Genomic DNA, 13,422 nt, shown 5'->3' on the forward strand with positions numbered 1-13,422 from the left:
GCCCCCCGACCACCCGCCAACACACACACCCACCCACACAACGCCCCACCCCCGGCCGGGACACAACCCCACCTCAAAGAGACGCAGGGAACGGCTGGGGCACCTCCCACGCCCTTCAGGCAGTGGGGGACAACCACGACGAGACGGCCGGATCGCCACCGCCCCGAAGGGGCGACCCCTGCCGCCCCCGGGCCACCGGCCGGCAGTGGGGTGCCGGCCCGCTTCCCGCACCCCTCCAAGACGGGCCGACGCCCCGACAGGGGCGCGGAGAGGGTCGCGCCGTACAGGCCGCGACCCCCGACCCGGCGCTAGCCAAGCGCGGCGACCCGCTCGCGGTACCCCCGCACCGGCGCCGCGTCCCGGTACGGCTCAAGGCGGCGCTCGAAGTCGCGCACGTACTCGTGCGCACGCACCGAGCGCATGTCGGCCGCATGCTGCGCGGCCTCCGCCCCCAGCGCACACGCCTGCTCCAGCTCCCCCAGCCCGAGCCGGGCGGTGGCGAGCACCACCCGGCAGAAGAGCCGGCTGCGCGCGAAGGCGGGTGCGCGGAGCTGGAGCGAGCGCTCGGCGTGCTGCGCAGCGGCCCGGTACTGCTGGAGGTCGCGGTGGCAGTGCCCGAACTCGTCCGCGAGCTGCGCCTCGTCGAAGAACCGCGCCCAGTGCGGCGGCTCGTCACCGGAGCGCGCCGCGTCCAGGGCACGCTCGGCGCGGGCCAGCGAGGCCGTGCACGCGCGCACCTCGCCGAGCACGCCGTGCCCCCGCGCCTCCGCCGCGTGCAGCAGCGCCTGCACGGTGTGCGGTGCCGAGGAGCCGACGCCCTGCTGGGCGACCCGGGCCAGCTGCACCGCCTCCCGGCCGTGTCCCAGGTAGACGGCCTGGCGGCTCATCGTGACGAGGATGTACGCGCCGTAGGTGCGGTCGCCGGCGGCCTGGGAGAGCCGCAGCGCCTGGACGAAGTAGCGCTGTGCCAGGCCGTGCGCCGCGATGTCGTAGGACGTCCAGCCGGCCAGGCGGGTGAGCTCGGCCGCGGCGGCGAACAGCTTGCGCCCGGTCTGCTCCCCGTACACGCCGCGGAGCATCGGCTCCCCCTCGTGCTCCAGGTACCGCACCAGCGCCTGGCGGGCGTGGCCGCCGCCGTAGGCGTTGTCGAGGGCGCGGAACAGCTCGCCCACCGAGCGGAGTGCCGCGATGTCGCCGGCGGTCACCCGCTGGCCCGGGCCGCGCTCCACGCTCCGCCTGCGCTGCTCGGGCAGTGCGTGGCCGAGTGGGTCGGCGGCCTCGGCGCGGGCGGGGCCGCGGAGCTGCTCGGGGATCCGGGGGCGGGGCCGGTCGGCGGGGCGGCCCGGCTCGTCGTCCCGGCCGTCCGGACGGCCGGGTGGGCGCTCCCCGTCGCGGCCCGGGCGCGGCTCGCCGCGCGGCGGGCGGTCCGGGCGCTCCTCGCCGCGGCCGACGCGGTCGTCCGGACGGCCGATCAGCCAGTCGCGGCTGGGCACGACCAGGCCCGCGGGGGTGAAGGCGATCTTGCGCAGCTCCGCGTGGCTGCCGGAGTCCTTGCGCCAGAGCCCGCCGACGATGTCGATGGCCTCCTCGGGGGTCGAGGCGAACTCCAGGCCCGCGTAGACCGGCGCGGTCGCGTCCAGGCCGAGGTCCTGGGCGCTCAGCCGGCGGCCCAGGCGTCTGGTGAAGACCTCGGCGATCAGCGCGGGGGTGGTGCCTCTGGGCTGCTGGCCGCGGAGCCAGCGGGTCACCGACGTCTTGTCGTACCTCAGATCGAGGCCGTGTTCGATGCCGAGCTGGTCGACTCGGCGCGCCAGGCCTGCGTTGGAGAAACCTGCCTCCGCGATCAGAGCGGCGAGCTGGCGGTTGGGGGTGCGCTGCGGAGGTCGTTCCGTCATCAGCTGTGCGGTCTCCTGCCTTCCGGGCGTGTCTGAGCAGCCCTTATGGCCTCCATGACGGCGTGAATGTAACGGGCTGGGCTGTCCTCATCGCCACCTTCGCCCCGCATTCATCCGATCGTGTGAGGATTGGCCCGACGACTGACGTGTGCGGGGGAGCCGTACAGTGAGGTGGGACGTACCGCCGGGGCGCGGCGCCGGAGGGCGGCGCGGCGGCGTCCCATGTGAGCCAGGGAGGCACCTGCCGTGAGTGAGCTGCGGTTCGTCCGGCTCGGACACGAGGCCGGCGCGGCCGCCGGATCCGCTCGGTCCTCCGGGTACGTCGAGTACCTGGAGGCCTGGGAGGAGCAGCGGCGGGTGCACGCGGCCCGGTTCGCCGACGAGATCCCCGACACCTGTCTGCTGCTGGAACATGTGCCCGTGTACACGGCGGGCCGCCGCACGACCGAGGCGGAGCGCCCGCTGGACGGCACGCCGGTGATCGACGTGGACCGCGGCGGCAAGATCACCTGGCATGGCCCGGGGCAGCTGGTGGGCTACCCGATCGTGAAGCTGCCGCAGCCGGTCGACGTGGTCGCGCATGTCCGCCGGCTGGAGGAGGCGCTGATCCGGGTGTGCGCGGAGCTCGGCCTGGAGACCACCCGGGTCGAGGGCCGCAGCGGCGTCTGGGTGCTCGGCGAGGCCCGGGATCCCGCGGAGCGTGCCGCGGCGCTCGGCGGCCTCGCGCTCGACCTCGACCCCCGGCTGTCGGACGACGAGTACGACGCCCGGCTGATGGGCCCGGAGTACGCCCCGTCCAACGCCGGCCAGCGCCGCGAGGACCGCAAGATCGCCGCCATCGGCATCCGGGTCGCCAAGGGCGTGACGATGCACGGGTTCGCGCTCAATGTGAACCCGGACAACACCTGGTTCGACCGGATCGTGCCGTGCGGCATCCGGGACGCCGGCGTGACGTCCCTGGCGAACGAGCTGGGCCGGGACATCACCGTCGCGGAGGTCCTGCCGATCGTGGAGAGACACCTGCGGGACGTCCTGGAGAACGCGGACCCCAAGCCGAGAGTCACCGGCCCGGCCGGTGGGCCCGGGGCCGGCGCCTCCCCGGCGCAGGGGGGCGCGACCCCCGCGGAGGCGGCCCGCACGGCCGCGACGCCCGCGTAGCCACGCGGTGGCGGCCCTCCGGTGGCCCGGTCTCTCGTCGGGCGGGTGGCGCCCACGCGGCGGAGCCTCCCCACCGGTCCCGGCGCCCTGTAAGGGCCGCCCCAGAAGGGCGCGGGGCCTGCCCGAGCAACCCACACCCACGGTCGGTCCCGAGACGACGGAAACGGCCCCTTTCGGACGGTATCGGCCCGCGGGTCTCGTCGGGGCTGTCCCCCACAGCCTGAAGGGCGTGGGAGTGCCCCCAGCAGTTCCCCGCGCCCCCGGACCGGGCCTGCCCGACCGTGCGGGCGTCCCTGAGCGGGCCGGGGCGTCCCCGGCCCGCTCAGGGACGCCCCGTAGGGGAATGCGCCCCGTAGGGGTGGGGTTGGGCCAGGGGAAGGACCGTGCAGATGACGGGCGTACGCTGGGTTCGACCGAGGAATCGAAGACGCATCCTGGTCCGGCCGGCGCACGAACCGCCGAGGAATCAACTAGCAGGGAGCCGACGTGTCCGCAGTCGCACCCGAAGGGCAGTCAGCGCCAGGGCCTGACGGCCGGCGATTGCTGCGCCTGGAGGTCCGCAACAGCCAGACCCCCATCGAGCGCAAGCCCGACTGGATCAAGACCCGGGCGAAAATGGGTCCCGAGTACCGGCAGATGCAGAGCCTGGTGAAGCGCGAGGGCCTGCACACGGTCTGCCAGGAGGCGGGCTGCCCGAACATCTACGAGTGCTGGGAGGACCGCGAGGCCACCTTCCTCATCGGCGGCGACCAGTGCACCCGGCGCTGCGACTTCTGCCAGATCGACACCGGCCGCCCCAAGGCCCTGGACCGCGACGAGCCGCGCCGCGTCGGCGAGTCGGTGGTCACCATGGACCTGAACTACGCCACGGTCACCGGCGTCGCCCGCGACGACCTGGAGGACGGCGGTGCCTGGCTGTACGCCGAGACGGTGCGGCAGATCCACGGCATGACCGAGGGACGCGAGGCCGGCCGCACCAAGGTCGAGCTGCTGATCCCCGACTTCAACGCCGAGCCCGACCAGCTGGCCGAGGTCTTCTCGTCCCGCCCCGAGGTGCTGGCCCACAACGTGGAGACCGTGCCACGGATCTTCAAGCGCATCCGCCCCGGCTTCCGTTACGAGCGCTCACTCAAGGTGATCACCGAGGCCCGCGCGGCCGGCCTGGTCACCAAGTCGAACCTCATCCTCGGCATGGGCGAGGAGCGCGCGGAGATCAGCGAGGCGCTGCACCAGCTCCACGACGCGGGCTGTGAGCTGATCACCATCACCCAGTACCTGCGGCCGTCGGTGCGCCACCACCCGGTGGAGCGCTGGGTCAAGCCCCAGGAGTTCGTGGAGCTGAAGGAGGAGGCCGAGGCCATCGGCTTCTCCGGCGTGATGTCGGGCCCCCTGGTCCGCTCCTCGTACCGCGCGGGCCGGCTGTACCAGATGGCGATCGAGCGCCGGGGCGCCTACGTCGCCTCGCAGGCGGTCTGAGTCCGAAGCCCCGCGGTGCCCGGCACGCCCGGCCCCCGGCAGCCCCGGCGCCCCGGCAGCCCCGCGGGTCCCGTGACTGTTCCGGCGCCGAGTGGGAGCCGGGCAATGTGAAACTGCGCACAAGGAATTACCGTCCAGTACCGGACCGGCGACCCGGGCCCCGGCGATCCCCGCAGGTAGCGGCGGCGCCGGGGCCCCGCCCTGGAACGAGCGGCTTCAGCCCCGCCTTCATGGCCGTTTGACCGCCTGGTCACGCCCTGGTAACACCGAGCTGTGACCGTGTACGTACGCCGTGTACCGCCAGGTACGCGCCGGCGCGTACGCCCCTCACCACCGCACCTTCCCAGCCTCGCCGCGCTTCCAGGGGGACCCCTCATGCAGGCCGCACCCGTCCGCAGCATCACCCTCCCGTCCGTCACCGCCGCCCTGCGGGCCGTCGAGTCGCTGCTGATGGGCAGCGGCCAGCGCACCGCCCGCCGCAACGCCTGGACCTCCGTACTGGAGGACCGCCGCCGCGCCAAGGACCGCGTCGAGACACAGCGCGTACTGGACAAACTCGGCGAACTCCGCGAGGCGTCCGCCGAGGCGCCCCAGGCCGCGGCCCGCACGTCCTGACGGCCCCTCCCGGGCACCCTCCCGCCCGTCGTCCGGGCCCCCGTTGGCCACGTAGACTTCACAGCATGGCGAGGAAGGAACCGGCAGCAGAGGCTGCGAATCCCGGGCGGCTCAAGCAGATCGCCCTGACCTACAAGATGACCACCAAGGCCGATCCGAAGATCGGCCTTGTGCTCGCGGCTGTCGGAATCGTCACCCTGGGTGTCTTCCTCGCGATCGGCTTCTTGATCGGCCACCCCCTTTACCTGGGCATCGTCGGCCTGCTGCTCGGCCTGCTGGCGACGGCGTGGGTGTTCGGACGCCGCGCGGAGCGCGCCGCGTTCGGCCAGATGGAGGGCCAGCCGGGGGCCGCGGCGGCGGTCCTCGACAACATCGGCCGCGGCTGGACGACCACCCCGGCGGTGGCCATGAACCGCAACCAGGACGTGGTGCACCGCACCGTCGGCCGGGCCGGCATCGTCCTGGTGGCCGAGGGCAACCCCAACCGCGTGAAGAGCCTGCTCGCCGCCGAGAAGCGGAAGATGAACCGCGTCGTGGTGGACGTCCCGGTGCACGACATCATCGTCGGCAACGGCGAGGGCCAGGTCCCCCTCAAGAAGATCCGCACCACCCTGCTGAAGTACCCGCGCGTCCTCAGCGGCCCCCAGGTCACCACCACCAACGACCGCCTGCGCGCGCTGGGCGACCTGATGAGCAACATGCCGCTGCCCAAGGGCCCCATGCCGAAGGGGATGCGGATGCCGCGCGGCGGGCCCCGGCTCCGCTGAGCGCCCCATGGGGCGCGGGGCTGTGTCCCCATGAGCACCCCCGCCCCCCGGCCGCAGGCGTGTCAAGGCGCGAAGCGCCACCAAGGGGCGCGGGGAACTGCGCGCCCAGCCCCCACCGACCAGAAGCGGCAAACGAAACCGCAAGAGGCCGGACCCCTGGCCCGCCGCAGGCGCATGCGTCCCAAGGGCCCCCAAGGACACAGTCCTGGGACACCCCCAAGGATTCCCAAGGACACAGTCCTGGACACGGGCTCACCGCGGCCGAGACCACGCACCTGGCTCGGCCACCGCGGCCGAGCCGCGAACCGCCGTCGCGAGAACGCGGTCCTGGACCACCGCGGCCGGCACGGCGGGGGCGCGCGGGCACCGGCGGGGCGCGCGAACCGCCGTCGTCAGATACGCACCTGCACCGCACGCGCCAGGCGATCGTGCAGCCCCCGGGAGTCGCGGTCCCAGATCAGGGCCGGGACGGCGAGGCAGAGCAGAACGCTGCGGAGCACCACACGCGGCAGGCCGAGCCGTCCGCCGCCCTCCGCGACGACGCGCAGCCCGAGGATCCGCTTGCCCGGGGTGCTGCCGATGGTGCCGACGGTGAGCAGGCTCAGCACGAAGAAGAGCGCCAGGGTCCAGTTGCCCATGGCCTGGCGGTCACCGTGCGCAAACAGGCCGTATGCGATCAGCATGCACAGGGCCCAGTCGACGGCGAGCGCGCCGAAGCGCCGCCCGACGGGTGCGATCGAGCCCGGCCCCTCCGCCGGGAGACCGAGCCGCTTGCCCCGGTACTCGAACTCGACGCCCATGTCCTCGGCGGCCGCACGGGGTCCCGAGAGCCACGATCCGACTGCTCGCCTGTTGTCCACGCGTCCACGGTACTGCGCCGGCACATACGCCCCGGCGCCAGGGTGCAAACCGCCCGCCCAGCGGGAAGGAGCCTCCAGGGCGGTTAACTTCCGCGAAACAAATGGGTCACGCTTGAGAAATGCCCTGTCCTTATGGTCGGGTCCAGCGTGTGACACCGCACTGGCCGCACGAAGGAGCGACAACCCCCGCCCCGTTCCTCGGGCCGGGATAGGAGGAGCTGGATGTTCCAGAACGCCGACGAGGCCAAGAAGTTCATCGCGGACGAGGAGGTCAAGTTCGTCGACGTCCGCTTCTGCGACCTGCCCGGTGTGATGCAGCACTTCACCGTGCCGGCGGAGGCGTTCGACCCGGCGGAGGAACTGGCGTTCGACGGCTCGTCGATCCGCGGTTTCCAGGCCATCCACGAGTCCGACATGGCGCTGCGCGCCGACCTGACGACCGCGCGTGTCGACCCCTTCCGCAGCGCCAAGACGCTGAACATCAACTTCTTCATCCACGACCCGATCACCGGCGAGCAGTACAGCCGTGACCCGCGGAACGTCGCGAAGAAGGCCGAGACCTACCTCGCCTCCACGGGCATCGCCGACACCGCGTACTTCGGTCCCGAGGCGGAGTTCTACGTCTTCGACAGCGCCCGCTTCGCCACCCGGGAGAACGAGGCCTTCTACCACATCGACTCCGAGGCGGGCGCCTGGAACACCGGCGCGCTGGAGGACAACCGCGGCTACAAGGTCCGTTACAAGGGCGGCTACTTCCCCGTCCCGCCGGTCGACCACTTCGCGGACCTGCGCGCGGAGATCACCCTGGAGCTGAACAAGGCCGGGCTGAACGTGGAGCGCCAGCACCACGAGGTCGGCACCGCGGGGCAGGCGGAGATCAACTACCGCTTCAACACCCTGCTGCACGCGGCCGACGACCTCCAGCTCTTCAAGTACATCGTGAAGAACGTCGCCTGGCGCAACGGCAAGACCGCGACCTTCATGCCCAAGCCGATCTTCGGCGACAACGGCTCGGGCATGCACGTCCACCAGTCGCTGTGGCTGGGCGGCGAGCCCCTCTTCTACGACGAGCAGGGCTACGCGGGTCTGTCGGACACCGCCCGCTACTACATCGGCGGCATCCTCAAGCACGCCCCGTCGCTGCTGGCCTTCACCAACCCGACGGTGAACTCCTACCACCGCCTGGTCCCCGGCTTCGAGGCCCCGGTCAACCTGGTCTACTCGCAGCGCAACCGCTCCGCGGCGATCCGCATCCCGATCACCGGCGCCAACCCGAAGGCGAAGCGCATCGAGTTCCGCGCCCCGGACTCCTCCGGCAACCCGTACCTGGCGTTCTCCGCGCTGGTGCTGGCCGGCATCGACGGCATCAAGAACAAGATCGAGCCCGCGGAGCCGGTCGACAAGGACCTCTACGAGCTGGCCCCCGAGGAGCACGCGGCCGTTCCCCAGGTCCCGACCTCGCTGCCCGCCGTGCTCGACTCCCTGGAGTCGGACCACGAGTTCCTCCTCCAGGGCGACGTGTTCACCCCGGACCTGATCGAGACGTGGATCGACTACAAGCGCACGAACGAGATCGCCCCGCTCCAGCTGCGCCCGCACCCGCACGAGTTCGAGCTCTACTTCGACGTGTGATCCACCCGGCCGGCCGCCTCGGCGGGCACCGGGGGTGACCGCGCCGCCGGCCGCTTCCCGGATGCGACGGCGGCGAGGTCCGAGCACCAGCGAAGGCCGAGGGCCACCGCCCCTGTGGGCGGTGGCCCTCGGCCTTCTGTGGCGCCCCGCCGCGACCGGGGTAGCTCAACGCCCGAGTCCGGGGTCCGGGCGGGTGCTCCGCGCGTGGGTCGTCTCGGCCCCGCTCGCCCCTCCCCCGCCCCCCGGCCCACCCGACTGGATCACGCCCTGCCAGGCGGCCTTGGAGCCCGAGTCGCCGGCGCGGTAGATGGCCGTGACGGAGCCGGCCGCCGCGGCGACGGCGAGTGCGGCCACGAGCACGCGGAGGAGGCGGGGGCGCAGGCGGAGGGTGGGCCACAGGTAGGTGGCGCCCCGCACGTCCCAGTGGCGTTCGGCCGCGACCTCGCGCCGGGTGACCCACCACACCGCCACCGACACCACCAGCATCGAGACGATCCAGGGCAGCACCTCCTCGGCGAGGTCCTGGTGCCGGTTCACCAGCGGGATGTGACCGATCCGGTCCCGCAGCCACTCCCCGGCATTGATGGTGAACGGCACGAAGGCCATCGTCACCAGGGCGAGCAACGGCAGGGCGAGCCCCAGCCGCCGTGCCCCGCCGGGCCACACCGCGCACACCACCAGGGTGAGGGCGGTGAGCAGGCCCAGCACGATGACGAAGTGCACCAGCAGCGGATGGGTCGGCAGGCCGTGGAAGACGGTGAGGATCATCCGGCGGTCCTCCTGCGAGAGATCGGTCCTCCTGGCGGCGAGGAACGCGCCGGTGACGAAAGGGGGCGCGCATGTCCCGGTCGGGTCGGACAGAATGGGCATTCCACTCGTTACGGGCACGGTATCGCGGGGGGTCGGGAGGGCCCCCGCGACGACACTCGGGCAACCCGTGTCCGGTGCCGGAAACCGGGGTGGTGCCGGGCGCGGACGGCGCCGCTCCGCTGCGGTGCCCGGGGGCCGAGGGCCGGCCTGACGGGTGGTGCCGTACACGGCAGGTGGTGCCGGCGGCCCGGCGGGCCGGGTGGGTGCCGGCCGGTGGGGCGGGTGGGTGCCGGTGGTCCGGCGAGTCGGCTGGGTGCCGGTGGTCCGGCGGGTCGGCTGGGTGCCGGTCCGGGGTAGCGGGTGCGGGTCCGGCCGGTGGCGCCTGAGGTCCGCCCCGGTACCGGAGTGGCCCCGGCCCGGTGGTGCCTGAGGTCCGCCCCGGTACCGGAGTGGCCCCGGCCCGGTGGTGCCTGTGGTCCGGCCCCGGTACCCGGGGTGTCCCCCGGTCCGGTGTTCGTCGGGGCCCGTTCCGCCGCGGCCGGCCGGTACCGCGGTGACCCGTGCGGTACCGCCGGTGTGCCGCCGGACAGGAGCCGCGGATCAGGAGCTGATGCGCTGGCGCCTGCGGTGGCGGCGGATCAGCCGTTCGCGTTCGTCCTCGTCCAGGCCACCCCAGACGCCGTACCGCTGCCCCGACTCCACGGCGAAGCGCAGGCAGGCTTCGGCCACGGGGCACTCGCGGCACACCGCCTTGGCCTCCTGGATCTGCTGGAGCGCGGCGCCACGAGTACCGATGGGGAAGAAGAGTTCGGTGTCCTCGCTCTGACATGCGGCGTACTGCCGCCAGTTCATAGTGGTCACTCCGTCCACGTCGAGGGTCGGGTGGTGTGCCGTGCCGGCCCGGACGGCCGGTGGCGGTCATGCGCTCTCGTGCTCTGGTGGCCTGGATACGGGGATCGAAACAGGACGATTCCGGATCGCGGCGTGTGGGGGTTGATTTCGGCCACCGGGCCAGCGGGTCCGGCACGCCGCCGGATCCCCCGTCCGGCACGCCCCGGGTCACTCACCCGGTCCGGCGCGTCCCCGGGGCACCCGGCCGCCCTGCCACCGGGGCACCGCGTCGCCGGACCACCGGGCCACCAGACCACCGGACCACCGGACCAGTTGCCGCCAGGAGCCGCTGGACCGTCGGGGCTCATCGCCTCCGTCCCTGTCCCACCCCGCCCCGGACTGCTCACCCTTCAATGCGCCGTCCCCGGGGACCCGGCGCACCCCACCGCCCCCGCCCCCATTCCCCACAAGCAGGCGCCGCGCCGGCCGTACCGCCCCACCCCGCCCCCGCCCCGGATGACCGCGGAACACGGTGAGCGGCAGCCCGCAGCGTTCCCTCAGACCCGCGAGACCTGGTCCGCCAGGACGTCCTGGCCGACAGGACCCGCGAGTCCCGGTCCGCCAGGACGTCCTGGCCGGCGATCAGGCTGCCGCCACGCCCACCCCGGTGACCTGGGCCCCGCGGTCCACCCGGTCGGCGACGAGGGCGGCCCGGGCGGGCCGCGCCCCGCTCAGGCGGGGGTCCGGGAGACCGCTGGGCCCGCTGCCGCGGCGCGGCGCCGCTCCCCCGGGTCGCTGGCGTCCTTCAGCCGGGTCGACACCACCGCCACGATCAGGTACAGCACGCTGAAGACGACGGCCACGCCGCCGCCCCCGATGACCGGGTGGAAGACGGTGACGAGCGCGGGCCCCACGAACGCGGCGCCGCCGGCGCCGAAGTTGAGGACGGCGAGCGCGGCCCCCTTGTCCTTGTGGCGCACCATGGACGGCATCAGCGCCGACAGCGGGACGAACCCGGCGAGCAGGATGCAGTAGACACAGCCCAGGACCACCGTGACCGCGAAGTTCTCGCTGGCCAGTGAGGCGAAGTACCACAGAGGGGTGGCGATCGCACAGCCGACGCAGCCGAAGACGGTGACGGTGCGGCGCCAGCCGAAGTAGTCGCCGAACACCCCGAAGGCGAGGTTCGCGGCGATGTTGGCGCCGTACATGATCGCCGTGAGGGTGGAGATCTGGGCGGCGGTGAGGAAACCGTCGTGGTGGTGGGCGGTGCCGAAGGTGAACGGCAGCATGGCGAAGAAGCCGAACTCGGGGGCGGTGTTGACGATCCGCACCACGGCACCGGCCAGGGTGCGCTTGTCCCGCCAGAGGATGTCGACGCCCTCGGCGAGCCTGGAGTAGCTGCGCGGCCGGGCCATGACGGGGTCGGCGATGGGTTTGAGCCCCTGTGGGTCGCGGACGGCGAAGGACCCGATGGCGCCGCCCACCGCGACCAGGAACAGCGAGAGCACCAGGGTGGCGTACAGGCTCATGCCGAACGGGCCTATGGCGAGCGCGGCGATCCCGGCGCCGAGGGTGGGCAGGCCGCCGGTGAAGGCGAACCAGAACCAGCCCGCCACGGAGCCGCGCATCCGCTCCGGGCTGACGGTCTGGGCCCACACCAGGAAGGCGAACGCGAACAGCGGGTAGGCGAAGCCCCGGATGCCGTACACGGTGGCGATGAAGGCCAGGCTGTGACTCGGGACCGCGGCGAAGAGGAAGACAGCCTCGAAGACGACCCACCAGCCCGCGCCCAGCCACATCACGCGCCGTGGGCCCCAGATCGCCGAGAGCGTGCCGGAGAACCAGGAGGCGATCATCACGGCGATGCCGTAGGCGGTCACGGTGGCGAAGGAGGCCTGGTCGTCGGCGAGGCCGCCGCCGTCGGGGCGCTGCAGGTAGTCGGTGAGGTAGCTGATCTCGACACCGTCGCCGACCATGTAGACGAAGACGCCGACGAAGCCCCACAGCAGGGGACGGGGGATGCCGATGCGCTCGACCCCGCGCAGCGGGACGGGGGCGGGCGGGGCGGGTGTGGGGCCGGTCGGGGCGGAACCGGCGCCGCCGGCGGCAGGGGTCTCCGGCTCGTTCATGGCTTCTCTCCTCGGCGGAGTACGGCTCTTTCCCGGGCGCGCCGATGGGGCGGGGGACGGTCGCGGGGAGCTGGCTGGTACACCCGCCTGCGAGATGTACCGCAGGCAGCCTTGATGGAGATGACCATAGGGGCCGCGTTTTTAACGTGCAATACGTTAGGAAGGAACATCGCCCGTCACATGCGCGTCCACCGTCCCGCCCGGCCGGACAGGGCAGTTGGAACAGCCGATATTCACACGCAGGGCGTTACTTTCACGCCACGGTCCCGGAGAACTAACAGCGCACCGGCGACGTGACGTCCCAGGGCCGTCCTGGCGGTGGCGGCCGTCGATCCCCCGCGGTCACGCCGACCGCCGCCGTTCAGCCCCCGAACCGGGCGAGGGCGGTGAGCGTGGGGCGGAGGTTGCGCAGTGGGGGCAGCCGCATGAGGACGGGGGACAGCACGCCGTGGTAGAAGCCCCTGCCGCGCGGCGGGAGGAGTTCGCGCACCTCGGTGATGCCCGGGTGGAGGTCCTGGACCGTCCGGAGTTCCCCGGCGTCGAGCCCCCAGGGCATGGGGGGTGCGGTCCAGCCCTGACTGGTGCGCATGTCGCCGCGCAGGGTGCGGGCGCTGAACCACTTCGGCACCGCGTCGAAGACCAGCGCCGCGCCCGGGAAGTGCTCGGCGCAGCCGGCGATCAGCGCGCCGACCTCGGCGGGCTGAAGGTACATCAGCAGGCCCTGGGCGGTGATCAGTACGCCCTCGGCGGTGTCGACGGCGTCGCGCCAGGACAGGTCGAGGGCGGACTGCGCGAGGACGGTGCGCCGCTCGCCGTCCGGCAGCAGGGCCCGGCGCACCTCGGCGACCTCGGGCATCTCCACGCCCAGCCAGCGGGCCCGGCCGTTGTCCACCCGCCAGAACTGGGTCTCCAGGCCCTCGGCGAGGCTGACCACGGTGCCGTCCGGGTGCCGCCCGAGGAACGCCGTCACCACGTCGTCGAAGGTGCGCACCCGCAGGGCGTGGCTCTGGGCCAGCAGCGGTTGGGGCGGGCCGAAGGTGGACTCGAAGGGGTAACCGAGCGCGGCGATCCGGTCGACCAGGTCCACCGCCTTGGGGTCGGCGAGGACGGGGTGCGGCGAGCGGGCCTCGCAGGCGCGCTGGTACAGGTTCCACAGCAGGGTCTCGGACACCCCGCTCAGTGCGATCCGGGGCCCTTCGCCGGCCCCGGTGTCCCTGCGGTCCTCCGCCATGCGAGGTGCGCTCCT

11 protein-coding genes are annotated in these 13,422 nt (G+C 73.1%); 5 read left to right on the forward strand and 6 right to left on the reverse strand.

The window, feature by feature from the left end; translation table 11 throughout:
• Positions 1–308: 308 nt before the first annotated feature.
• A complete protein-coding gene (locus ACSMXW_RS06945; protein WP_485804590.1) occupies positions 309–1,895 on the reverse strand; it encodes an NsdA family TPR-like regulatory protein in 1,587 nt (528 codons plus the stop codon).
• 246 nt (positions 1,896–2,141) lie between these two features.
• On the opposite strand from ACSMXW_RS06945, the gene lipB reads away from it, so the two are divergent.
• The 4 genes from lipB to ACSMXW_RS06965 all read left to right on the forward strand — a co-directional run bounded on the left by lipB (position 2,142) and on the right by ACSMXW_RS06965 (position 5,911).
• Positions 2,142–3,053 carry a lipoyl(octanoyl) transferase LipB gene (lipB, locus tag ACSMXW_RS06950; protein WP_485804591.1) on the forward strand — a complete coding sequence of 304 codons (912 nt, stop codon included), beginning with the start codon at positions 2,142–2,144 and terminating at the stop codon, positions 3,051–3,053.
• 486 nt (positions 3,054–3,539) lie between these two features.
• Entirely contained in the window at positions 3,540–4,529 is a 990-nt protein-coding gene (locus ACSMXW_RS06955) for a lipoyl synthase (protein ID WP_485804592.1), read from the forward strand.
• Between the two features lie 375 nt (positions 4,530–4,904).
• Positions 4,905–5,144, forward strand: coding sequence for an SCO2195 family GlnR-regulated protein (locus ACSMXW_RS06960; RefSeq protein WP_485804593.1), 240 nt, complete (start codon positions 4,905–4,907; stop codon positions 5,142–5,144).
• A 65-nt stretch (positions 5,145–5,209) separates the two neighbouring features.
• Positions 5,210–5,911, forward strand: a complete 702-nt coding sequence (locus ACSMXW_RS06965) for a DUF4191 domain-containing protein (protein WP_485804594.1) — start codon at positions 5,210–5,212, stop codon at positions 5,909–5,911.
• 392 nt (positions 5,912–6,303) lie between these two features.
• Here the strand turns inward: ACSMXW_RS06965 and ACSMXW_RS06970 are convergent, their stop codons facing one another.
• Complete coding sequence (locus ACSMXW_RS06970; RefSeq protein ID WP_485804595.1) at positions 6,304–6,771, reverse strand: RDD family protein; 468 nt, start codon at positions 6,769–6,771, stop codon at positions 6,304–6,306.
• Positions 6,772–6,993: 222 nt separating this feature from the next.
• Between ACSMXW_RS06970 and glnA the strand changes: the two genes are divergently transcribed.
• Positions 6,994–8,403: a type I glutamate--ammonia ligase gene (gene glnA, locus ACSMXW_RS06975; protein ID WP_485804596.1), complete on the forward strand. Its 1,410-nt coding sequence runs from the start codon at positions 6,994–6,996 to the stop codon at positions 8,401–8,403.
• 165 nt (positions 8,404–8,568) lie between these two features.
• Here the strand turns inward: glnA and ACSMXW_RS06980 are convergent, their stop codons facing one another.
• The 4 genes from ACSMXW_RS06980 to ACSMXW_RS06995 all read right to left on the reverse strand — a co-directional run bounded on the left by ACSMXW_RS06980 (position 8,569) and on the right by ACSMXW_RS06995 (position 13,407).
• On the reverse strand, positions 8,569–9,273 hold the full coding sequence (locus tag ACSMXW_RS06980; protein ID WP_485804597.1) for a hypothetical protein: 705 nt from the start codon (positions 9,271–9,273) through the stop codon (positions 8,569–8,571).
• 540 nt (positions 9,274–9,813) lie between these two features.
• Complete coding sequence (locus ACSMXW_RS06985) at positions 9,814–10,065, reverse strand: WhiB family transcriptional regulator (RefSeq protein WP_485804598.1); 252 nt, start codon at positions 10,063–10,065, stop codon at positions 9,814–9,816.
• A 710-nt stretch (positions 10,066–10,775) separates the two neighbouring features.
• A complete protein-coding gene (locus ACSMXW_RS06990) occupies positions 10,776–12,176 on the reverse strand; it encodes an MFS transporter (protein WP_485804599.1) in 1,401 nt (466 codons plus the stop codon).
• Positions 12,177–12,537: 361 nt separating this feature from the next.
• A complete protein-coding gene (locus ACSMXW_RS06995; protein WP_485804600.1) occupies positions 12,538–13,407 on the reverse strand; it encodes a class I SAM-dependent methyltransferase in 870 nt (289 codons plus the stop codon).
• Positions 13,408–13,422 lie beyond the last annotated feature (15 nt).

Source organism: Streptomyces sp. DSM 116793 (assembly GCF_057320905.1).